Here is an 18,390-nt window from a genome sequence, read left to right as displayed (position 1 = left end):
CAGCACAAACAAGACCTCTAACCGCCCCTCACACCGAGGGGCGGCTTGCATTTAAAGGAATGCCCACCATGCACGACCTACGTGATTACAAGACCCTGTCCGCTCGGCAGATAACCACTGCCATCGGTCAGCTCAACCACAACACCGCGCCGAAGATAATGGCCCACCTGGCGTTGCGGGCTAGGCAGCCCCAACCACTCGGTAATGGCCGCAGCAGAGCCAAGGCCCTCAAGCTGCTGCGTCGGGTCAAGAAAGCCCACAAGGCGGGGCGTATCCCGCTTGAGCTCACCGTGACCGGCTGCCGCATCGACCGGGGCAGCCATCATGCAGATCGCTACTACTACGACCGGACGCTGCTGGCCCAAGGCTGGCAGCAATACGACACCGAGGAAGATGCATGGTACTTCGGTATCTGGATTAACACCGAGACGCTGGAGACCTTTACCTACGCCGAGGGGGATACCCACCATGTGATTGCGCCTAACGTCGAAGCGTTTCGTGCCGAACTGGCGCGACTCTACCAGTACCACCCGCAAGCCCCGGCGTTTATCAGCATCGACCTAGAGACTGGCGTTGTGACCCGCCACTATGAAGCCAAGCCCGTTCCCAGTGAAACAGCTGATGCCGCTTATTAAAACAGCCACAAGACCAATCTCACCCTGCCACACACAGCACAAAGGCGTAACCGTCAATGGCTCGTCTTATCAGCAAGCTAGAGGTGTATGGCTATGCCCCCCGAGCTCAAAAAACTGCACCTGCGCAGTCGGGAGGCCTTACCTGCTCCCAACATCACCACCATCAAGCAGAATAACCTTCGGCTGTTTGGCCTCTAGCAGCCAGGGCATCAGGTGACCATCACCGTCAGCCCTCCCGACTACATTAATCAATCCCGGCTCTATCGGGGTCGGCAAGCGAACCCGACCGGCCTCCCGGAACAGCTGGCCAAACTACACCGGCACCACAACGTGCCCGATACCACCATCAGCATTCAACTGAGGTATCGCTAATCACGCCAGAATTCACACCAAGCTTGAGTGCAAGCGACTTGTTATTTTTTATGGCTGAGCACCCATTCGGCCAAGGTCTTGGCCTCCTCTTCCGTGACGGCGTTGGCCGGCATGGGCACTGCCCCCCAGGTGCCCTGGGTACCGTTCTTGATGCGGCCTGCCAACAGGGTGGCCGCGTCTGCCTGCCCGTCATACTTGGCCGCGACCTCCTTGAATGAGGGGCCGACCAGCTTGGCATCCACCATGTGGCAACCCACGCAAGGCTTGCTCTTGAATAACGTCTCGCCGTCAGTTGCCATGGCCGGTTGCAGACAAACAGCAGCTCCCAGGACAAGCAGTGAAAACACGTTTCTTTTCATATTGGTATTTCCTTATGTTGTTGGAGGCAGCAATGCCCCGCTTGGTATCCGGCCACTCGCATCCCGCACTCCGTCATGCTGGCGGCCCGACGCGACCAAAGGCTGCAGAGATTGGGTGTAACCGAATGGTGTTTTCTTACTGGCTCTCTTTTTCGCCCAGCATGTTACGAAATCCCCGCACGGCCTTGCCCAGATCAGAACCGATGCCACTCAGGCGTCCAGTACCAAACAACACGATGACAATGGCGAGAATAATCAAGAGCTTCCAAACGCTGATCCCCATCATGGGAGCATCCTCCTGCGATGTAATGAGTGATAAGGGATGAAAAAGCCTATCAATGGGCCGCCGGGCTACCGTGCGGCTTAGCCTGATGGGACTGGGGATCAGGTTGCAGCAAGGCAAGATCTATCTGCTCGAACCGCACCAGCCTGCCGCCCTGGCTGGTTGCAAACCTTTCGGCATCCTCCTCGCGGGCGAACGAAGCCAGTGCAGCCCCCATGGCCCCCTTCAGGTTGGCACCGACGACATAAAAGGCCTGTCGGGCATCGATGAGGGCATCATCATCCGGTTTTTCCCAGGTCGAGCGTGCCATGTCATGCACATACAGGGTGACATCTTGTTCCCGGTTCTCCGGTTGCAGCCACCAGCCAAACATCTCGGCCGTAGAGCAAAATTTCATCGCACCCTGTTTAGCCACCGCCTCACCCTTGGGGCCGGGAAAGCCGGTGATCGCCATGCCGCAGATGTGACACTCGTCGCCGGAGTGAAAGGCGACGGGATCATAAACGTGCGGGTTCGAGTCGACATCGTTGCAACCGGCCAGCGCCAACAGCAGGGCCATCAGGCTACCTTTAAGATAAAAATTATTTGAATTCAGCATATTACTATCCTTGTTATACCCGGCTCAGACCGAGCGACGACGAAACACGGCATAAGCCAGCCACAGCGACACGCCGACCCACAACAACAGGCAGAACCCAAGCATGTCGGTAGAAAAGGGCAATTCGCTCCCGAGGGAGAGCACCCCCAAGCCGCCACTCTCCCCTTCGAAGCCGGAGAGGTTGATCAGCCGATAGATATCGGCCGGATTGAGCAATAGCAGCCAGGGCAAGAGGGTGGCGCTGAAATGGCCCTCGCTCAGCACCAGCAGTGCCAACAACAGCAGATCAAACACCAGCACGAACAGGAACCAGACGCCCAGCGCCAACCCGGCGGCACGGGACTTCTCGCTGACCTTGCTGCTCAGTACATAGGCCATGGCGAGAAAGACCCAGCCCAGCAGGGTGGATGACACCATGAAACGGCCGAACGCCCAGACCAGGGTGGAGAGGGAGATATCCTCCACCAGCACGGCAATGGCCAGGGCGGCGCAGCCAAAACCGAGCAGGGTCGCCAGTGCCAGGATCAGGCCGTGACCGACAAACTTGCCCATCAGGATCTGGCCGTGGCCGAGGGGATAGGTCAGCAGCAGCATCAGAGTGCCGCTCTCCTCCTCGCCAACAATGGCGTCATAGGCCAGCAGCAAGGCGATGAGGGGCATCAGGAAGGTCGCAAGGCTCGCCAGACTGGCGATGGTGGCGGGAATGGAGGTAAATCCCAGCTGGCCGGAGGCGGCAGCACCGAGCCAGGCAATGCCGACCGCCAGCACCGCAAACAGCAGGCTGATGGCCAGTAGCCAGCGGTTGCGCAGACCATCGCTGAACTCCTTGCGGGCAATGTTCCAGACCTGATTCATGGCCGTACCTCCTTCCGGTTCGCCTGATCGGCTCGCGCCATGTAGTGGCAATAGAGATCTTCCAGCGAAGGTTGATGCACCTCTATGTCACCGGGCTCGCATTCCCCCAGTAACTCGCGCAGCAACGCCAGCTTGTGGCCGTTGTGCACCACCACTTCCACACTCTGTTCATCGAGCAAGCGAGCCTGGTGGCCCGCCTCCCGCCAGCGGCCAATCCAATGGTTGCCATCCTCCAATCCGTGGATGCGCATCCGCACCGGCAAACCAGTGTCGGCGCGCAACTGGGCGAGATCACCCACGGCTTGCAAGCGGCCACCGGCCAGAATGGCGACGCGATTGAGGTGGGCCTCCACCCCGGCAAGCGCGTGGGAGCAGAGGATGATGCTGGTGCCCCCCTGGCGCAGGCGATCGATCAGCTGATAGAGCTCTTGGGTGGCGATGGGATCCAGCCCCACCGTGGGTTCATCGAGCAACAGCAGACGCGGCTCGCCAAGCAGTGCCTGGGCCAGACCGAGCCGCTGGCGCATCCCCTTGGAGTAAGTTTTCACCCGACGCGCCGCCGCATGGCTGAGCCCAACCTGGTCCAGCAACTCCACCACCTGCTGGGAGGCCGCACCCCGCAGACGGGCAAAATGGGCGAGGGTCTCCCACCCCGTGAGTTGTGGATAAAAGGTTACGTTTTCCGGCAGATAACCGAGCTGACGGCGCACGTTGAGATCCTGTGGCTGACCGCCGAGTACCTGCACCCGCCCTTCACTCGGGCTCAACAGGCCGAGGATCAGCTTCATGCTGGTAGTCTTGCCCGCACCGTTATGGCCGAACAGCCCCAGCACCTCACCTTCCTGCAGGCTCAGGTTCACGTCCTGCAATATGGTCATGCCACCGATGCGCTGGTGTACGCCCTGAATGTCGACCGCGTTCATGAGGGGTTCTCCTGTGGATGAGGGGCGATGGCGGGAGGCTGCATCAGCGGGTAGCTATCCTGCACGCCGGGAGATTTGATGATGGGGAAGGCCCGCTGGGCCCAGCGCAGCACCTCGATGCCGGGGCTGTTCATTAGCAGTCGGACCTGCGGATAGCTCCAGAGCAGCCTGTCCACGTTGTCGTTCGGTTCGTAGGCCACCTCTCCCAGCCCGTCGTTGTTACGGTCCCAGCCCAGATAATCGCTCCAGTAGTTGCCGCGGCCCGCCACCGACCACTCCTGCCGCCGGGAGGCGACATATTTGACCTGTTGCCGATTGTTAATAAAGGCGTTGTCGCTGATGAGGTTGTCTTCCGATCCCGCAGTGAGATGGATTCCCAGCGCGCTGCGCTCGAAACGGTTGTGCTCGATGCGGTTGAAGAGCGAGTTGTAGATAAACAACGCCTTGCCCTCGGAACCGGAGATCATGCCTTCGCCCGCGCCCCCGTCACGAACCTCCGTGACCAGATTGTCCCTGAGGGTGGAATAGGTGATGTAGTTCATCAGGATCCCGTAGTTCTGATCCTGCTCGGAACGATTGCCGATCACGGTCAACTTGCGACTCTGCATGAGTGCATAACCGGTGCGGGTGCGGCGGGTCAGGTTGCCGATCACCCGGTTGTCATTGGAAAACATGTAATGAATGCCGTAGCGCAGATCTTCCAGCTGATTGCCTTCGAGGCTGTTGCCGTTGGAGGTGTCGATATAGATGCCATCACGGGCGTGGCGTACCCGATTACCGATGACCCGCGCCCCGTGCACGGCATAGAGATGAATGCCATTGCCACGATCCTGCGAACGCAGTCGCAGCTCTCCCTCGATCACGTTATCCAGCAGGCTGACGTTGCTCGTGCCATCCACCCAGATCCCGCTGGCCGGTCCTTGCATCCGATTGGCCTGCACCTTGGCGTGACTGGCTTCCCGCTGGATGAAGACAGCGGCATTGAGCTTGGTGAGGTTGCTACCCCAGTTGGTCAGAGTACAGCCCTGCACCGTCACGTTCGGTGCCGCGATAGTGAGGGCATTGCCCTCCCCTTCAGCATTGATCACCGCCCCCGCCTCGCAACGGAGCATCAGGGATTCTTCAATACGAAACTGCCCCCGGTACTCTCCGGCAGGCAGACGCCAACGCGCCTCTCCATCGGATTGCAGGGGCAGGGAACGAATGGATTGAGGTGCCGCAAAGGCCGCACCAATGCAGGAACATCCCAGCACCAACAGCGCAACAGTGCTCCGGACCTGCCTTAGCAAGGTCGGTAATACCGATAGAGGGTTCATGTCCTGGATCCTGGATATTCGGGTGGTGTCGATGCCATCGGCACCACCCGACACTATGGTTAGGCTGGCTCGACTAGCATGCGACCAACCATTTCCATGTGGAGTGCATGACAGAACCAACTGCAATAGTACCAATGCAGGCCCGGCTTATCGGCGGTGAAGGTAATGGAGGACGTCTGCTGCGGGCTGATCTCCATGCTGGCGCCATGGTTGACCATGACGAAGCCGTGGCTGACATCCTCGATCTGATCGATGTTGGTAATCACCACCGTGACTTCATCCCCCTGCTTGACCTTGAACTCGGTGATCCCATAGGCCGGGGCCATCGAGGTCATGTAGACCCGCACCTTGTTGCCATCGCGGATCACCTTGTTATCGGTCTCCAGCTTGACGCCATCTTTTGCCGCCATCTCTACGGTGGGTGCGAAGAAAGGATCCTTGCGATCCCACAGCTTGCGGGTCTTGATCTGATCCCGGCGGGCCAGGATGCAGTCGTGGGGCTCGGCGAAAGTGGGACCATCATGCACCAGCTTCATCTCCTCACCGGAGATGTCGATCAGCTGATCGTTTTCCGGGTGGAGCGGGCCGGTAGGCAGGAAACGGTCCTTGGAGAACTTGCACAGCGCCACCAACCATTTGCCATCGGCTTCGCTGGTTTCCGTCAGGGATGCATGCAAGTGGCCGGGTTGATACTGCACATCGAGTTTCTGTCTGATGTAGTCGACCTTCTCGCCCTGATAGGCACGCACCGCGTCGGCCATGTTCCACTTCACCACCTGGCTGTCGATGAACAGCGTGGTATAGGCATTGCCGCGACCATCGAAGGTAGTGTGCAACGGACCCAGACCCAGCTCAGGCTCGGCTGCGATCACCTCGCGCGGGTCCTTGAGCTTGCCCGCGAACAGATCGTCGAGCTTGGCGATCTCGATCATGCTCACGGTCGGTGACAACTTGCCGTTGGCGATGAAGTACTTGCCGTCGGACGAGGTGTTGCAACCGTGGGGATTTTTTGGCACCGGGATATAGCGAGTCAGTTCGGAGCCTTCCCGCCCGTCAACCACCGGCACCTTGGAGTCACCCAGCGTCACGAACTTGCCGGCCTTGATGGCTGCCTCGATACGCGGGATGTTGAATACCACCACCCAGTCACGCTCGTTGCGCATCATGCCGCCCAGATCGTAGGCCTTCTCCGAGTTGTAGCAGGTAGACGCCGCATAGGTGCCGGTGTAGTCCGCATCGGTGTTATCCAGGTTGCCATCGACAATCACCTGGAAGGCCATCTCCATCTTCTCCGCGTCGATGACGTTGAACAGGGTGTAGCTGTTTTTATCCTGCAGATCGAAGGTGGTGCCGTCGTTGGGATGGGGAATGACGAACTCGGCGTTGGCAAACACGTACTTGGTGTGCGGCACCTTCTGCAGGCGCAGGCCGTGAATGGCCTGGACGTTGGGCACCGTCAGCATCTTGTCGCACTTCATGATGTCCAACCGGATGCGGGCCACCCGGCTATTGGCCTTGTCGTTGATGAACAGGTACTTGCCGTCGTATTTGCCGTCGGTCATGGAGATGTGGGGGTGGTGACAATCACCGTTCAGGAACTTGACGCTTTCGCCCATGATGTGGCGGCTTTCATTGGTCAGCCCCCAGCCGGTGGCGGAATCGACGTTGAACACAGGAATACGCATCAATTCACGCATGGAGGGGATGCCCAGGACCCGCACCTCACCCTGATGACCACCACTCCAGAAGCCGTAGTAGTCATCGAGATCCCCTGGCGCGACATGAATGTTCTGCTTGGCCTCGGAAACGGCCGCGGCCCAGCTCTCCCGGCTCATCACCGCGCCACCAAAGGCCGTGGTGGCCAGCGCGGCCCCCGTCAGGGCACCTGCCCCCTTGAAGAAGCTGCGACGGCTGAGGCCGCCTTGACTCAACTCCTGCTCGGCATTCTCAGGATACTTATCACTCATAAACCGACTCCTTTATCGTTTTTGACGGGGCGAACGGACTCGCCTCACGAGGGTTATTGATTGTTCAGGTTTCAATTGAGGTGACAGGTATCCGTTCAATACCAACCTGTCCTTGGCCGCCACGTTTGGCCTGCTTGTTTTTCATCACTAACGGCAAGCACTTGCGCTCATTGTGATAGGTCATCTGACAATCGAGGCAATAGTGGCATTCGTTGGCGTTGATCCGCCCATCCGGGTGGATGGCCTGGATCTCGCATTCCTTGGCACAGAGCTGGCAGGGGCTGCCGCACTCCTTGCGCCGCTTGAGCCAGTCGAACTGGCGCAGCTTGGTGGGGATCGCCAGCGCAGCCCCCAGCGGGCAGATGTAACGACAGTAGACCTTGCGGGTGAAGAGGTTGATCACCAGCAGGAGCCCGGCGTACAACACGAACCACCATTGACGATCGAACCCGAGGATGATGGCCGTCTTGAAGGGTTCCACTTCAGCGGCCTGTTCGGCCATCTGCATCGACTCCAGCGAGATGCCGAAAAGTACCAGCAGGATGATGTACTTGATGGCCCAAAGCCGTTCGTGCACCGCAAAGGGAAGCTCGAACTGGCGGACCTTCAGTTTTCGCGCCGCCTCATTGATCAGCTCCTGCAACGCGCCAAACGGGCAGAGCCAGCCACAGAACACGCCACGGCCCCAGAGCAGAATGGTGGCGGCGGTGAAGGTCCAGAGGATGAAGAGGGCGGGATCGGTGAGGAACAGCTCCCAGCGAAAATCTTGGAACAGCGCATGGACAAAGGTCAGCACATTGACCACCGAGAGCTGTCCCAGCGCATACCAGCCGATGTAGGTCACGGTGAACAACAGGTATCCACGGCGCAGCCAGTGCAGAAAATGGGGTCGCCGGGTGAATCTGTCCTGGAAGAACAGGATGGTGGTGAGCAGCAGCAGCGCAAGCCCGATGATGCCGATCTGCACGCTCTTCTGGTACCAGATCTTCACCCACAGCGGTCGCGCAGCCTCTTCGGCCGCGGCCAGCTCCTCGGCACTCGGCAAGGGGCGTGTCAGATAGGATTCGGGCAACTGGTAAGCAAGCTCAAAACTGCTGAAGACCCCTTTGACCGGCCCGGTCTGGCGGCGCACCAGCAATTCCAGGCTCCAGGGCGAGCCGGGATCAAATGCCGCATGGGCACGGATGGTAAAGATCGCCATCTCGTCAAACTCAGGTATTCCCTCTGCATAGACATCGTCGAGACGCTGGAAATCCGAGTCACGGAAACTGATGGTGTCGCCAAACTGGCGCAGTTGCACCCGGTCGAAGATGCCGCCACGCACATAACCCGACCCCTTGAAGGAGTATTCCCCCCTGCCCAGCACGGCGACGGCCTGCTCGCCGGGTTGGAGCGTCTGCATCAGCATCTGGAACTGTTTGTCCCCCAGCAGATTGCGACCTATGGAGGGGGGATTCAGGTGCGCAACGTAGAGATCGATGAAGGTATCATCAACCTGTTCGGCCGTGGCAGTGCCGACGTCTTGCGCCTCGGTCCCTTTGAACACCGCATCGACCTGGCCACGGGTCAGATGCAACCGGCGGATGGCACCGTTGCCGGTGAGCGTCGCCCAGTTTCCGGGCTCATAACGATCGGTGCGCACCATGGCAGGCTTGGGTTTCGCACCGCTCTTCTCTTCGACCAGACTCAGTGACAGCGCCACCTTGTGCGCAGCGTGCATGACGATTTCGTTGACCACCATGGCGGTGACTGTCGCCCCGGTGATGGCGTCAATCGTGACCGCATCCGGATCGCTAGAGTGGCCGACCACCACTCGTTGATTCACTCCAACGCCTGCATATCTGGCATTAAAACCATGCAGCTTCGCTTCCGGAATACCAATCAGCAGGATGGGCTCATGGTGCTCGAGCACATAGGCATCGACAATCACCCCCTTGGGGTCGAGCAATATCTGCATGTTGATGGGCTTGCCCGAGTAGGCGGGAATATTCACGACATCGATGGTCTGGAAGGCATAGCCTATCGGCCTGCCCTCTTTGCTCAGGGTGCGAACCTGATAGGGACCGGTGGCCTTGGAAATAACGACGCCCGGAAAAAACTGCTCGATGCGAGTCTGCTCAACGGGATAGGTTTTCGCTAGCAGGCCCGTGCTGAAGAAGCTCAGCAGCAAGACCATCGACAGCAATCCCCAGAATCGGTGTGACAAGAGCAATGGATAAGGTTCTGACCGCATCATCGACTTCATATGCCTGCTTCCCGCAATAATATGAGTGGAACACCACCTGGCATGGCATCCCTAATCGCTCCGCTGAGTGCAGGTTGACAGCCAATGGTGACCATTTAAATCTCATGGTCAGTGCAGGTCAACCTAAATAGTCAAATGAATTACCCATTTTAAATGGCCATCACACTTACGTCTGATCCATCCCAATATCGGCAACTGAATAGCCCCTACTTTCCTCGCCCCCCAAGAACTTCAAACTGAGGTTCTTCAGGAGGTGTTATGAGCAAGAAGCCACCTTACACGGAAGAATTCAAACTGGTCGCCGTCAAACAAGTGACTGAGCGCCATTACCCAGTGACGGAGGTCGCCAAGCGGCTAGGTGTTTTCAGCCACACTATTTACGCTTGGATCAAACGCTACAGCATGACTCCAGCCAGCAAGCCGAAATCCGACACCTTAACACTGAACTACGCCGCGTCACCGATGAGTGAGATCACTACTGTCAACGGTCATAATTGGACGTCGATTGAGCCCCATCAGCCTGGTGCAATCCCAACGTTACAAGGCAAAAGGGAGCGGCCACGATGCCGGCAAAACAAGCTACACGTAGACAAGGGATATGACTTTCGACGTTGCCGTGATTATCTGTGGCGATGTGGAATCAAAGTGCACATTGCCCGGCGAGGGATCGATTGCAATGAACGATTGGTTTGTCATCGCTGGGTCGTAGAGCGAACTCATGGGTGGCTGGCAGGCTTTGGCAAGCTACGTATTCCTTTCGAACGACGGCTAGATACTCATATGCCTTGTTGACGCTAGCTTGTGCCGTTCTACGCCTGCGCTTTGTTGAGCTGTTTTGTTAGCGGCTCTTAGTTGACTGTTACAAACCCAGAAAACAAATAGTAAGAGAGGGCCAACGGCCCTCTCTTACTTTGAATAAATTGAAGGGAGAATAACGATAACCTGTCCAAAGAAGCACTATCGAGGAGGATCGCAGCCAACACCGAATGGCATACTCACTGGCATACCAAAAATCGCAGATACAAAAAAACCCAACTGAAACAATCAGTTGGGCTATATATATGGCGGAGGAGGTGGGATTTGAACCCACGGATGGTCGCCCATCGCCGGTTTTCAAGACCGGTGCATTCAGCCGCTCTGCCACCCCTCCGCAGCAGTGCGACGCATATTACCCATGACGATCCCCCTTGTAAATCCCCGCTCTGTTCGTTTGCCGATTTATTGGGCTAAATGGCCAACAAAACCCGCAGACTCGCCCCAAACCGTGCTTTTTCAACCGGATGGCTTGACTTGAAAACAGACTCACCCACTATAGTGGCCTCCACGATATTCCCAGCAAGATGGACATATGAGAATCAAACATGCCCTGTTCGCCGCCCTGACCGGCGCAACCCTGCTTGCGGCGCCGGTGCAGGCGAGCGAGCTGACCAAGAGCGATGTCGAGCAGATCGTGCGCGACTATCTGGTCAAGAATCCGGAAATACTGGTCGAGATGTCCAATGCCCTGCGCGCCAAGCAGGAGAGCCAGCAGGCCGAGAATGACAAGACGCTGATCGAGGCCCATGCCAAGCAGCTCTTCGCCAACCAGGATCCCGAGACCGGCAACCCCAAGGGCAGCCTGACCGTGGTCGAGTTCTTCGACTACAACTGCGGCTACTGCAAGCGGGCCCACCCCCTCATCCAGCAACTGCTCGCTGAAGACAAGGACATCCGCTACATCTACAAGCAGTTCCCCATCCTGAGCGAGACCTCCTACTATGCCGCCCGCGCGGCGCTGGCGGTGAAGCTCGGCCAGCCCGATAAGTACCAGGCCTTCCACGACAAGCTCTATGCCCATCAGGGCCCGCTCTCCGACGAAGCCCAGGTGAAGCAGCTTGCGGAGGCGGCTGGCGTCAACTGGAGCAAGGTCGAGGCGAAGATCAAGGACGGCAGCATAGATCAGAACCTGGGTACCAACCGTGCCCTGGCCGAGGCCATGAGCATCTCCGGCACCCCGGCCTTCATCATCGGCGATCAGATCCTGCGCGGCGCACCCCGCGATCTGGCGAGCCTGAAAGGCTTCATCAAGGACGTGCGAGCCGGCAAGAGCATTCAGTAACCCGCTCTTCGCTCGTAAAAAAACGCCCCGGCATCTCGATGCCGGGGCGTTTTGTCATTCAGGCTACAGTCCCTCAGGACTGATGGGCCGTCGCGAGAAGCTGTCCGCAAGGCGAGGAGCTGCGCAGGGACCGGAGTTTATATGAATAAATGAGGCTCCCGAGCAGCGCATGATCCTTGATCACGGCTTCGTAGCAGGACCATAGCCGTTCGGGTTCTGGCTTTGCCAGCGCCAGGTGTCCACCATCATCTGCTCGAGCCCGCGCTCCGCCTGCCAGCCCAGCTCGTCCCGGGCCAGAGTAGGCTCGGCCCAGCATTCGGCGATGTCGCCGGGGCGACGGGGCTTGATCTGGTAGGGAATGGGGCGACCACTTGCGGTTTCGAACGCCTTGACCATCTCCAGCACGGAGTAACCCTGACCTGTGCCCAGGTTGTAGGTGAAGACCCCGGTGTCGCTCCCGATGCGGGCCAGCGCCTTGAGGTGACCTATGGCGAGATCCACCACGTGGATGTAGTCGCGCACCCCGGTGCCGTCCGGCGTCGGGTAGTCGTTGCCAAAGACCCCCAGCTCCTTGAGCTTGCCGACACCGACCTGGCTGATATAGGGCAGCAGGTTGTTGGGAATGCCGTTGGGATCTTCGCCGATGAGGCCGCTCTCGTGGGCACCGACCGGGTTGAAGTAGCGCAGCAGCACTATGGCCCAGCGGGGATCGGATTTGGAGAGATCCCGCAGTATCTCCTCCACCATCAGCTTGGAGCGGCCGTAAGGGTTGGTGGCGCTGGTGGGGAAATCCTCCCGCAGGGGCACAGAGGCGGGATCGCCATAGACGGTGGCCGAGGAGCTGAACACCAGGCGGAACACGCCGGCCTTGGCCATCTCTTCGCACAGCACCAGGGTGCCGGTCACGTTGTTCTGGTAGTAGGTGAGCGGGATCTGGCTGGACTCCCCCACCGCCTTGAGGCCGGCGAAGTGGATCACAGACTCAATCTTGTGGGCGGCGAACAGCCGCTGCAGGCAGGCACGGTCGAGAATATCGCCCTCGACGAAGGTGACCGCCTTGCCGGTGATCCGCTCGACCCGCTTGAGGGATTCGGGGGAGGAGTTGGAGAGATTGTCCAGTACCACCACCTGCTGGCCGGCGCCCAGCAGCTCAACCAAGGTGTGGGAGCCGATATAACCGGCACCACCCGTGACCAGAATTGTCATTTTTTATCCCGTGCTTTGCTGAAACTGGAGCTGAGTCTACCCGCCCTGCCCGCGCGGGAAAAGCCCGGGATACCTATGACGCCCTCAGTAGTCGAGGCCGACATCCCCCCTGGCGGTGCAGGAGCAGGCGAGCGCTACCCCGCTCTCCAGATCCTGCGGGCTGAGAGTCATCACGCTCTGGCGTTCTATCTCCCCCGTGGTGGTGCAGCGACAGGCCCCGCACACCCCGGCGCGGCAGGCGGCCGCCATGGTCTCCCCCGCCCCCTCGAGCGCGGCCAGCAGGGTCTGGCCCGGCAGTATCTTCACCTTCTTGCCGCTCTTTTTCAGGGTCAGCCAGAAATGGTCACCCCCGGCGGCAACTGGCGCTGCGTCCGATGTAACAACAGGCAGGCCGAAGGACTCCTGATGCAGTTGAGTGGCCGGCAGCCCCAGCTCTGCCAGCATGGTGCTCACCGCCGCCATATAGGGCGCGGGCCCGCACAGGTAGACGTGGCGGCCGAGCAAGTCCGGCGCCAGTTCCTTCAGCATGGAGGGTGTGAGACGCCCCACCCAAGGGTGAGCCGCCGGGGCCTCTTCCAGCACTCTCTCCGGCACTCTCTCCAGTACTAGGGCATGGCGCAGCCCGGCATGAGCCTCGGCCAGCGCGGCCAATTCATCCGCGAAGATCACATCCTCTGGGGAGCGGGCGCTGTGAATGAAGCGAATATCCGCATCAGGCCGTCTGGCGAGCTCGTCTCGCAGCATGGCCCACATGGGGGTGATGCCGGAGCCCGCGCTCAGCAGCAGCGGCCGCTCGCAGGGCAGCGCCGTCAGATTAAAGTCGCCGAAGGGGCCGTCGGCCCGGATCTCGTCCCCCACCTGCAGACTCTGGTGCAGATGATGGGACACCAGCCCCACGTCCTTGATGGTGACCTGCCAGAAAGGATCTTGCGGGCTGGAGGAGAGAGTGTAGGCGCGGCACAGGGGCTGGCCGTCTATCTCTGTGTGCAGGGTCACGCACTGGCCAGCCAGCACAGGGGGCAGCGTGCCCTCCGCGGCGACAAACTGCCAGCTTGTCACGTCGTGGGTGTCGGCGCGACGGCCAATGCAGCGCAGGGAAAGAGAGGTGGAGGTCATCGCAAGGCTCCTCTTTTATAAAAGACATCTCAGTGAAAAAAGGCGAGCCGGGGGCTCGCCAAAGGCTTACAACATGGTGGGCCGCGCCCGGATCAGGCCGCCAGTATCTCGGCCAAGTCCGCCTCGGCCGTGGTGGTTCCCTTGAGACCGGACTATGTCTCCAGCACCTTGATCAGGCAGCCAGTATCTCGGCCAGATCTGCTTCGGCCGTGGTGGTACCCTTGAGGCCGAATTGCTCCTCCAGCACCTTGAGCAGGGCCGGGGTGAGGAAGGCCGGGGCGGTCGGGCCGGTGCGGATGTCCTTCACACCGAGCGCCAGCAGGGTGAGCAAAATGACAATGGCTTTTTGCTCGAACCAGGAGAGCACCAGGGTCAGCGGCAGATCGTTGACGCCGCACTCGAACGCCTCGGAAAGCGCCAGTGCCAGCTGGATGGCGGAGTAGGCGTCGTTGCACTGGCCCACATCCAGCAGACGGGGAATGCCGCCAATGTTGCCGAAGTCGAGCTTGTTGAACTTGTACTTGCCGCAGCCCAGGGTGAGCAACAGGCTGTCTTGGGGGGCGGCCTTGGCAAACTCGGTAAAGTAGGCGCGCTCGGCCTTGTCGCCGTCACAACCGCCCACCAGGAAGAAGTGGCTGATCTCGCCGGCCTTGACCTTGTCGATCACCGCAGGGGCGGCTTGCATCAAGGCGTTTCGGGCAAAGCCTATGGTGATGAAGTGCTCGAGCTCGGTGTGCTTGAAGCCCTCCAGCGCCTGCGCCTTCGCCACCACGGCGGAGAAGTCATCTCCTTCCAGGTGTGTCACCCCCGGCCAGCCGACGATGGAGCGGGTGAAGATGCGATCGCTATAGTCGCCCACGTTGGGATCTATGATGCAGTTGGAGGTCATCACCACGGCGCCCGGGAAGTTGGCAAACTCTTTTTGCTGGTTCTGCCAGGCGGAGCCGTAGTTGCCCACCAGATGGGGGTACTGCTTGAAGAAGGGATAGGCCAGCGCCGGCAGCATCTCGCCGTGGGTGTAGACATGGATGCCGGTACCAGCGGTCTGCTCCAGGATGAGCTTGAGATCCATCATGTCGTGGCCTGAGACCAGGATGCACTTGCCCGGTACCGGAGTGACCCTTGCTTGAGTCGGTTCCGGGTGGCCAAACGCCGTGGTTTCGCCGAGATCCAGCATCTCCATGATGCGGAAGTTGAGCAGGCCTATCTCCATGGCGCACTTGAACAGGGGATCCAGATCGCTCGGATCCGTGCTGAGCCAGCTCATGATGCGGTGGAATTCGGCCGCCACGGCGCTGTCTTGCTGACCCAGCACCCGGGCGTGCTCCATGTAGGCAGCGGCGCCTTTGAGGCCGTAGAGGCAGAGCAGACGCAGCCCCATGATGTCTTCATTGACCTCGCTCTTGCCGCGATTGACCGCGGTCTGGGGCGCATGGGCCAGCTGTTCCAGCAGTTCGGCACCCGGCTCGAAGCGGGCGGCGGCGGGCACCTCGCTGACCTGCACCGCCAGGGCGGTCAGACGGTCGGCCAGCTGCTGACGATGAGCCAGCGCCTGGTTCACATAGCCAACGATGCGGGCGGAGTCGAAGTTGACGTTGGTGAGGGTGGCGAAGAAGGCCTTGGGCACGAAGGCATCGATCTCGTTGTCGATGACGCCGTGCTCGCGAGCGGCCAGCGCCCAGGCGCTGAGGCCCTGCAGGGCATAGATCAGCACATCCTGCAGATCCGAGGTTTCGGCCGTCTTGCCGCACATGCCCTGTGCATAAGCGCAGCCGTTGCCTGCGGGGGTACGAATTGTCTGTTCACATTGCACACAAAACATCATGCCTCTCCTAATTGGACATTTCAGTTGTTTGTTTTGTGGCGATTCTATGCCCCTCGCGAAAAACTTAATAGGCATTCAATTTACCAATTAAGTTTTCATTGATGCAGATCAAAAACAAAAAAGCCGCCCAGACAGGGCGGCAAGCGGGTGGATAACATCAAAGACAATTCAGGATTGCAGCAACAAGGGATAAGGGAGCGGTCGGGCCGGCGCCACTCGTGGCATCCGGCCCTGCATGTCATCAGTCCAGATAGGCCCGCAGCATCCAGACCAGCTTTTCCTGCTGCTGCACATAGTCGGAAAGGATGGAGGCGGTGCCCTCGTCACCGGCTTCGGCAGCCTGCGCCAGGATGCGGCGCTGGGCTACCAGCAATTCGCGGAAGCTCTCAAGCAAGGATTCGACACAGGCGCGGCCGTCGTGCAACCCCTTCTGCTCGGGGATGGCGGAGACCTTGATGTAGTCGCTGAAGCTGTGCAGGGGTACCCCATCCAGGGTGAGGATGCGCTCGGCCAGGGCATCGACTTTCAGCAGCAGATCGTTGTAGATCTCTTCGAATTTCAGGTGCAGCTCGAAGAACTGGTTGCCGCGGATGTTCCAGTGGAAACCACGGACGTTCATGTAGAGGATCTGGTAGCTGGCCAGCAAGTTGTTCAGCTCGGCGGCCAGGGCTTGTGATTGAACGGTATCAAGACCAATGGGGCTCTTCATCATTCACCTCCAGGTGGTAAACATTATTGGGAACTGAGTCAGCATATCCCCGCACAGACTCAAAGGACAATTGCTTATACCTTGCCCATTGATAGCGACTGGCTATCGTCAGCGGGGAAAATACCAGCTTTTATCGCTCAAGCCGCTCGATATAGAGGATCACCTCCCCCAGATGAATGCCGAACTTGCTGATCTCGGCGCGATTGATCAGGCGATCTTGATCCAGCAGATACATCCAGTCATCGAAGCTCACCCGCACCACCTCTCCGTCCGGCAGGGCCAGATCGAGTTGATAGCGCCAGTTCAGGGCAAAGCCTGCCGTCTTGCCCACCGCTTCCCCCACCACGTCCGAGGCTGTGCCGCGCCAGTGGCCATCAACCCCCTTGCTCAGAAACCAGGTGCGTGTCTGCTTTCGACCATCATCGAAATAGAACTGCTCGAACAGCTCCCCTTTGCCCTCTCGCCAGCGCCCCTGCATCTCGACCCGAAAGCGACTGGTCACTTCGCCGCTACGGTCCGTCACCAGGCCATGGGCCACCAGCTTGCCATTGAAGAAACGGGCGAGATCCCAGTTCGGGCCCTGCCCTCTGTAGTCATCTAGGCTGGTGCCACAACCAGCCAGCAGCAGCAGTGGCCACAGCAGCAACATGCGCCATGTGCGGTAGAGAGGCATGAGGGACTCCAGTGTCAGGGTTGGCCGCGCAGGCGGCGGGTAAGGGCGGGATCGCGACTGTTGTCGGCGAGCCAGATGGCCAGAAAGGCGGCAGAAAACTGCGGATCGGCGAGGGAACCCAGGGGCTTGTCCTGCCACCAGAAGTGACCTGCTCCCGCGCTGTCCACATAGAAGGTGAGTCTGTCCCCCGCCCCGACGTCGGGCCAGAGGGCGGCGAGCCGGCCGAGCCAGCGCTGGCGATCCGTCTCGCTGCCGAGCCCGAGCCGCTGCCATTCGGCGGCGGTGGCGCTCAGCAGATCTTCCCGTTCTATGGCCCTGGCATAGGTCAGGGTGAGCGCCTGCGGATAGCGACCGGGCTCGTAGCGGCCGCTCTCGCTGTAGAGGGTGGCGTCATAGAGCTTGAACCAGAGCCAGCTCATCTCCCCCTGCCCGACCGGGCGCAGCTGTTGCCAGGGAGCGGCAGAGGCCTGCACGGCAGTGGCCACAAGCAGCGTCAGCGCCGCCAGCAAGGTGCTAATTCCACCCCATGTGCCAATGGGCGGGATCTTCCAGTTCATGCCAGTCCATCTCCTGTTCCTGCAGGGTATTGATATCCTGCATCACCACGCTCGCCAGTTGACCTCGCGCATCCCGCTGGCACGCCACCACCAGGTAGAAGCGGTCGGCCAGCTCGTACTGGCTCTCCTTGGTCCATTTGGAAAACAACAAGGCGTCGGTCGAAAAGGTGTTCATCTCGGCTCACCCTCCAGCGTCACCGTTACCCACAGCAGTACGGGTAACCACCACATCCAGATCACCGCCAGCAGCGCCGTGCTGATCCAGATGCCCCAGGGTAAGTGTACGGCCCCCATGGCAGCCCCCGCCACATAGGAGCTCGCGCCCCCCACCATGCCAAAGAGCGCCTGCTGCCAGCGGGGCAAGGGCCGAAGCCAGCGCAGACCGTGGGAGAGGGTCAGGGCAAAACCGCACCAGAGCAGCAACAGCCAGAGGGGGAAGCCGGACGGAAACTGGAACAGACCGAGCAGCCAGAGCAGGATGTCGAGCAGACAACCTGCCAGTGCAACGGGAATGAGCCGCCAGTCTTGCCGGCGACGAGGAGAGAAGAGGAAATGAAGCAACAGCATCAGCAGCAGCGGGCCTGGTTGCTGCCATTTCACCGCCAGCAACCAGTAGAGGTTGAATCCCAGCAGATGGGCCCACTGCCGCATGG

Annotated in this window: 18 protein-coding genes, 1 tRNA gene and 2 pseudogenes; 4 read left to right on the top strand and 17 right to left on the bottom strand. The window is 59.8% G+C overall.

What is annotated here, in order from left to right; all coding sequences use genetic code 11:
* The first annotated feature begins 68 nt into the window (after positions 1-68).
* Positions 69-635 carry a hypothetical protein gene (locus tag Aeroheme_RS04880; protein ID WP_125729725.1) on the top strand — a complete coding sequence of 189 codons (567 nt, stop codon included), beginning with the start codon at positions 69-71 and terminating at the stop codon, positions 633-635.
* A 413-nt stretch (positions 636-1,048) separates the two neighbouring features.
* Here the strand turns inward: Aeroheme_RS04880 and Aeroheme_RS04875 are convergent, their stop codons facing one another.
* From Aeroheme_RS04875 to nosR, 8 genes are all read right to left on the bottom strand, one after another.
* A complete protein-coding gene (locus Aeroheme_RS04875; protein WP_041206196.1) occupies positions 1,049-1,366 on the bottom strand; it encodes a c-type cytochrome in 318 nt (105 codons plus the stop codon).
* 136 nt (positions 1,367-1,502) lie between these two features.
* On the bottom strand, positions 1,503-1,652 hold the full coding sequence (tatA, locus tag Aeroheme_RS04870; protein WP_041206197.1) for a twin-arginine translocase TatA/TatE family subunit: 150 nt from the start codon (positions 1,650-1,652) through the stop codon (positions 1,503-1,505).
* Between the two features lie 49 nt (positions 1,653-1,701).
* Complete coding sequence (locus Aeroheme_RS04865; protein WP_046400755.1) at positions 1,702-2,247, bottom strand: nitrous oxide reductase accessory protein NosL; 546 nt, start codon at positions 2,245-2,247, stop codon at positions 1,702-1,704.
* A gap of 24 nt (positions 2,248-2,271) precedes the next feature.
* Complete coding sequence (locus tag Aeroheme_RS04860) at positions 2,272-3,102, bottom strand: ABC transporter permease (RefSeq protein WP_005324386.1); 831 nt, start codon at positions 3,100-3,102, stop codon at positions 2,272-2,274.
* Positions 3,099-4,025 carry an ABC transporter ATP-binding protein gene (locus tag Aeroheme_RS04855; RefSeq protein ID WP_125729726.1) on the bottom strand — a complete coding sequence of 309 codons (927 nt, stop codon included), beginning with the start codon at positions 4,023-4,025 and terminating at the stop codon, positions 3,099-3,101. The genes Aeroheme_RS04860 and Aeroheme_RS04855 overlap by 4 nt, the downstream gene beginning before the upstream one ends.
* Positions 4,022-5,341 (bottom strand): nitrous oxide reductase family maturation protein NosD, encoded by a 1,320-nt coding sequence (locus Aeroheme_RS04850; protein ID WP_238156123.1) that lies wholly within the window; start codon positions 5,339-5,341, stop codon positions 4,022-4,024. Before Aeroheme_RS04850 ends, Aeroheme_RS04855 begins: the two co-directional genes overlap by 4 nt.
* 59 nt (positions 5,342-5,400) lie before the next feature.
* A complete protein-coding gene (nosZ, locus tag Aeroheme_RS04845) occupies positions 5,401-7,308 on the bottom strand; it encodes a TAT-dependent nitrous-oxide reductase (RefSeq protein ID WP_125729727.1) in 1,908 nt (635 codons plus the stop codon).
* A gap of 64 nt (positions 7,309-7,372) precedes the next feature.
* Entirely contained in the window at positions 7,373-9,484 is a 2,112-nt protein-coding gene (gene nosR / locus Aeroheme_RS04840) for a transcriptional regulator NosR (RefSeq protein WP_234925161.1), read from the bottom strand.
* Positions 9,485-9,811: 327 nt separating this feature from the next.
* On the opposite strand from nosR, the pseudogene Aeroheme_RS04835 reads away from it, so the two are divergent.
* Together Aeroheme_RS04835 and Aeroheme_RS04830 are read left to right on the top strand one after the other, a co-directional pair.
* Positions 9,812-10,020: pseudogene (locus Aeroheme_RS04835) on the top strand (transposase); the annotation flags it as partial.
* A 58-nt stretch (positions 10,021-10,078) separates the two neighbouring features.
* Positions 10,079-10,395: pseudogene (locus Aeroheme_RS04830) on the top strand (transposase); the annotation flags it as partial.
* Positions 10,396-10,615: 220 nt separating this feature from the next.
* Here Aeroheme_RS04830 and Aeroheme_RS04825 read toward each other — a convergent pair.
* Positions 10,616-10,703, bottom strand: a tRNA-Ser gene (locus Aeroheme_RS04825).
* A gap of 198 nt (positions 10,704-10,901) precedes the next feature.
* Here Aeroheme_RS04825 and Aeroheme_RS04820 point away from each other — a divergent pair.
* Positions 10,902-11,651: a DsbA family protein gene (locus tag Aeroheme_RS04820; RefSeq protein WP_106886032.1), complete on the top strand. Its 750-nt coding sequence runs from the start codon at positions 10,902-10,904 to the stop codon at positions 11,649-11,651.
* A 180-nt stretch (positions 11,652-11,831) separates the two neighbouring features.
* Here the strand turns inward: Aeroheme_RS04820 and galE are convergent, their stop codons facing one another.
* The 8 genes from galE to Aeroheme_RS04780 form a co-directional block, all read right to left on the bottom strand.
* Positions 11,832-12,857, bottom strand: coding sequence for a UDP-glucose 4-epimerase GalE (gene galE, locus Aeroheme_RS04815; RefSeq protein WP_411166794.1), 1,026 nt, complete (start codon positions 12,855-12,857; stop codon positions 11,832-11,834).
* Positions 12,858-12,941: 84 nt separating this feature from the next.
* Positions 12,942-13,973 carry an FAD-binding oxidoreductase gene (locus tag Aeroheme_RS04810; RefSeq protein WP_411166793.1) on the bottom strand — a complete coding sequence of 344 codons (1,032 nt, stop codon included), beginning with the start codon at positions 13,971-13,973 and terminating at the stop codon, positions 12,942-12,944.
* Positions 13,974-14,145: 172 nt separating this feature from the next.
* Positions 14,146-15,795 (bottom strand): hydroxylamine reductase, encoded by a 1,650-nt coding sequence (gene hcp / locus Aeroheme_RS04805; RefSeq protein ID WP_411166792.1) that lies wholly within the window; start codon positions 15,793-15,795, stop codon positions 14,146-14,148.
* Between the two features lie 244 nt (positions 15,796-16,039).
* Positions 16,040-16,507, bottom strand: coding sequence for a Dps family protein (locus tag Aeroheme_RS04800; RefSeq protein ID WP_106886029.1), 468 nt, complete (start codon positions 16,505-16,507; stop codon positions 16,040-16,042).
* A gap of 130 nt (positions 16,508-16,637) precedes the next feature.
* Positions 16,638-17,180, bottom strand: a complete 543-nt coding sequence (locus tag Aeroheme_RS04795) for a DUF3833 domain-containing protein (RefSeq protein WP_368169520.1) — start codon at positions 17,178-17,180, stop codon at positions 16,638-16,640.
* Positions 17,181-17,194: 14 nt separating this feature from the next.
* Positions 17,195-17,737 carry a chalcone isomerase family protein gene (locus Aeroheme_RS04790; protein WP_368169519.1) on the bottom strand — a complete coding sequence of 181 codons (543 nt, stop codon included), beginning with the start codon at positions 17,735-17,737 and terminating at the stop codon, positions 17,195-17,197.
* On the bottom strand, positions 17,694-17,912 hold the full coding sequence (locus Aeroheme_RS04785; protein ID WP_025327995.1) for a TIGR02450 family Trp-rich protein: 219 nt from the start codon (positions 17,910-17,912) through the stop codon (positions 17,694-17,696). Before Aeroheme_RS04785 ends, Aeroheme_RS04790 begins: the two co-directional genes overlap by 44 nt.
* Positions 17,909-18,388: a DUF2878 domain-containing protein gene (locus Aeroheme_RS04780; RefSeq protein ID WP_411166791.1), complete on the bottom strand. Its 480-nt coding sequence runs from the start codon at positions 18,386-18,388 to the stop codon at positions 17,909-17,911. The genes Aeroheme_RS04785 and Aeroheme_RS04780 overlap by 4 nt, the downstream gene beginning before the upstream one ends.
* Positions 18,389-18,390: the final 2 nt, after the last annotated feature.

It is taken from the genome of Aeromonas sp. DSM 116730 (assembly GCF_046581335.1).
In the GTDB taxonomy this organism is placed as follows: Bacteria; Pseudomonadota; Gammaproteobacteria; order Enterobacterales; family Aeromonadaceae; genus Aeromonas; species Aeromonas rivipollensis.
The sequence above is the reverse complement of the archived record's forward strand: the minus strand, read 5'-3'. Positions and strand labels throughout refer to the sequence as shown.

Bases quoted from the DNA above. Each gene is read 5' to 3' on its own strand.
- Aeroheme_RS04800 (WP_106886029.1), bottom strand. From the start codon at position 16,507: ATGAAGAGCCCCATTGGTCTTGATACCGTTCAATCACAAGCCCTGGCC.
- Aeroheme_RS04855 (WP_125729726.1), bottom strand. From the start codon at position 4,025: ATGAACGCGGTCGACATTCAGGGCGTACACCAGCGCATCGGTGGCATG.
- galE (WP_411166794.1), bottom strand. From the start codon at position 12,857: ATGACAATTCTGGTCACGGGTGGTGCCGGTTATATCGGCTCCCACACC.
- Aeroheme_RS04810 (WP_411166793.1), bottom strand. From the start codon at position 13,973: ATGACCTCCACCTCTCTTTCCCTGCGCTGCATTGGCCGTCGCGCCGAC.
- Aeroheme_RS04785 (WP_025327995.1), bottom strand. From the start codon at position 17,912: ATGAACACCTTTTCGACCGACGCCTTGTTGTTTTCCAAATGGACCAAG.
- Aeroheme_RS04780 (WP_411166791.1), bottom strand. From the start codon at position 18,388: ATGCGGCAGTGGGCCCATCTGCTGGGATTCAACCTCTACTGGTTGCTG.
- Aeroheme_RS04820 (WP_106886032.1), top strand. From the start codon at position 10,902: ATGAGAATCAAACATGCCCTGTTCGCCGCCCTGACCGGCGCAACCCTG.
- nosR (WP_234925161.1), bottom strand. From the start codon at position 9,484: ATGGTCTTGCTGCTGAGCTTCTTCAGCACGGGCCTGCTAGCGAAAACC.
- Aeroheme_RS04860 (WP_005324386.1), bottom strand. From the start codon at position 3,102: ATGAATCAGGTCTGGAACATTGCCCGCAAGGAGTTCAGCGATGGTCTG.
- Aeroheme_RS04795 (WP_368169520.1), bottom strand. From the start codon at position 17,180: ATGCCTCTCTACCGCACATGGCGCATGTTGCTGCTGTGGCCACTGCTG.
- nosZ (WP_125729727.1), bottom strand. From the start codon at position 7,308: ATGAGTGATAAGTATCCTGAGAATGCCGAGCAGGAGTTGAGTCAAGGC.
- Aeroheme_RS04880 (WP_125729725.1), top strand. From the start codon at position 69: ATGCACGACCTACGTGATTACAAGACCCTGTCCGCTCGGCAGATAACC.
- Aeroheme_RS04850 (WP_238156123.1), bottom strand. From the start codon at position 5,341: ATGAACCCTCTATCGGTATTACCGACCTTGCTAAGGCAGGTCCGGAGC.
- Aeroheme_RS04875 (WP_041206196.1), bottom strand. From the start codon at position 1,366: ATGAAAAGAAACGTGTTTTCACTGCTTGTCCTGGGAGCTGCTGTTTGT.
- Aeroheme_RS04865 (WP_046400755.1), bottom strand. From the start codon at position 2,247: ATGCTGAATTCAAATAATTTTTATCTTAAAGGTAGCCTGATGGCCCTG.
- Aeroheme_RS04790 (WP_368169519.1), bottom strand. From the start codon at position 17,737: ATGAACTGGAAGATCCCGCCCATTGGCACATGGGGTGGAATTAGCACC.
- tatA (WP_041206197.1), bottom strand. From the start codon at position 1,652: ATGATGGGGATCAGCGTTTGGAAGCTCTTGATTATTCTCGCCATTGTC.
- hcp (WP_411166792.1), bottom strand. From the start codon at position 15,795: ATGTTTTGTGTGCAATGTGAACAGACAATTCGTACCCCCGCAGGCAAC.